The organism is Bizionia sediminis (assembly GCF_042684585.1).
GTDB lineage: Bacteria > Bacteroidota > Bacteroidia > Flavobacteriales > Flavobacteriaceae > Algorimicrobium > Algorimicrobium sediminis.
Genome location: NZ_JBHULS010000019.1, coordinates 1 through 2,242 on the forward strand (window position 1 = coordinate 1; position 2,242 = coordinate 2,242).

2 protein-coding genes are annotated in these 2,242 nt (G+C 33.3%); both read right to left on the reverse strand.

The features are described 5' to 3' along the window. Positions 1–661: 661 nt before the first annotated feature. Positions 662–1,465 (reverse strand): hypothetical protein, encoded by an 804-nt coding sequence (locus tag ACFSQP_RS13060; protein WP_376895218.1) that lies wholly within the window; start codon positions 1,463–1,465, stop codon positions 662–664. A 356-nt stretch (positions 1,466–1,821) separates the two neighbouring features. Beyond that, positions 1,822–2,118 carry a hypothetical protein gene (locus ACFSQP_RS13065; RefSeq protein WP_376895220.1) on the reverse strand — a complete coding sequence of 99 codons (297 nt, stop codon included), beginning with the start codon at positions 2,116–2,118 and terminating at the stop codon, positions 1,822–1,824. Positions 2,119–2,242 lie beyond the last annotated feature (124 nt).

Consider the following 2,242-nt stretch of genomic DNA (forward strand, 5'->3'; position numbering starts at 1 on the left):
GGAGTTAAAGTTAGTAAATAAAAACGAGATTTAGGTATTCGATAATTTTTCGCAAGCAGGTAAGAACTAGCAATGAATTATACACATTGTTAGGCACTGGTTTTTAGGTTCAGATTTTCGCTTGTTGATTTGGTTAAATTTTTCGAGTTGAAAATTACTTTGTTAAACATCAAAAATATTGTAAAAAAATCGACACTAGCGGGAGGATTTCCAGAAGCTGCTTGGTCACTCACCTTTTATTTTCGGAAGGCGAATCATACGTTATCAGGTCAAAATTTAAGGGTCAATATTTATGAAGTGGCTCTTCAATTTTTGTCGTTAAAGGAGATAAGCCAAAACTTGAAGTTTTCCATAAAGTTCTATGAATAAAAATGACCCTGGGCGGGTTTGGAATCAACTTTTGCGAGCGGCTAAAAACTCAAAGTTATTTAATCAATTGGTAATCACTCGTAATGAGTTCTTTTTTTTAATTTCCTAAAGTATACGAGTTTGCAAGGTCGGTTGCTGCTCGTTTCAACTTGTGCCTAACGTGTTTGTATAAGATTAGTTGCGTGGTTTAGCAACTAACTTTGCAAGTACAAACCGAATAGAAAATCCGCGAGGATTTTCGTAAACAGGCTCGTACCAAGCAATTAATTTTATACGTTGTTGTGCGTAGGTTTTATTTGTTCAGGCATTTTAAATATTCGCTCAATTTATGTCCGTTTTTTATTTCGCCATCATAAATGTATAATCTATTATCGGTTATTTTGTTTTCAATTATTAAATCAATTTCCGCTTGAGTTAATTCAATAAATGCTGAATAAACATAACCTCTTCCTCCTTTATTTACTTTAGTATCTAATTTAGCATTAGGTCGTTCAATTTTTTTTCCGTTTTCTAAAAGTAATATTAGACCTGTTTTAGCAACGTTTATTGTCGAACCAATTTCGTTTACTGACATATAGATTTTGGAAGAACCATCTTTAGTTACTTTCATAAATGAAATTCCCTCCGAATAATCAGTCATACTTGTTGTTTTTCCATCAAATTTGTCAGTTTTGGTTTTAATTGTTTTACAATAAAAATCTTCTGGTAAATCCAAACCTTCAATTACCTCAAATGGAAAAGAATGTTCATATTTTGGGTCATAGTCAAAGTAGATAATTCCAGTTTCAGCATTTTCTATTTTGAGTTTATATTTTTCAGTTCCAATTATATTTTTATAAGGTTCAGCAGACAAAACTTTAAATACTTTTCCGACTAATCCAGCATACTTTGAATTATAACTTTCACAACAGTCATATTTCTTTTTCATTTTGTCGTTTTTGTAAAAATGGTCGTATCCATATTTCTGTAAACTTTCATCTTTTTCTTTAACTTTTATTTCTTTATCTATTAATAAATTGACTTCGTTTCCTGGAAAATTCTGTCCGAATGAAAGGTTAGAAATTAGAATAACTGTAAGTAGTAAAATTTTTTTCATTTTGTTTTCGTTTTATATTTTTCGTTTTTTTCGGGATTGAGTGAGCAACTTACGCACAACGGTATGGTGTATGGCTCGTTACGGGATGGCACGAAGTGTCATTCCGCCGTAGCCGAAAGATAGCGATTAGGATTGAATTTTCGGTAGAGAATTCAGCCGTAATGAGCTATACACGGTGTTGCAAGTAGTAGTTTTTACGTTTTTATTATTCGGCATTGTTTTATTCAAGCGTTTTGTTTTCAATTTGAGTTTTGTTTCGGTCGCAGTCGGCTCAACTTTTTAGGTTCTGCTTTTAATCCGCTGTTGCTTTTCAGGTTCCAGCGTTGTTGTTCCGTTCAGTTCGGCCGTAAAGTTTGTCATTTCGATTTGTTTTTCCGTTGGCGTTCTTTTGCTCGTTCGATGGTTTTCTTTCGGTATTCAGGGTCGTTGTGGTATCGGTTTTTGGCATTTTCACGCGTTTTTTTCCGATATTCCTCATCATTTTGGTAGCGCTCACGGTACATTTTCTTTTTTCGCTCCCTAAATTCCGCATCAGATGCGTACTTATCGTTCAGCTCTTTTAGTATTTTCTCGTCAGTTTTTTTGTTCGGACTTTCCATTTTTTCAATTCCGATTTTTATTCCACCGTAATGTTGCTCTGCTATTACTTGCAACGGTTTTGTATATGGCTCGTAGCGTATAAATTAGCGATTATTTTCGGATTAAGTACAAGCCAGATTTTTAAATTTTACTATTTATCTTTTTTTATCGGAAATCGTCAAATTAAAAAATTTGGCG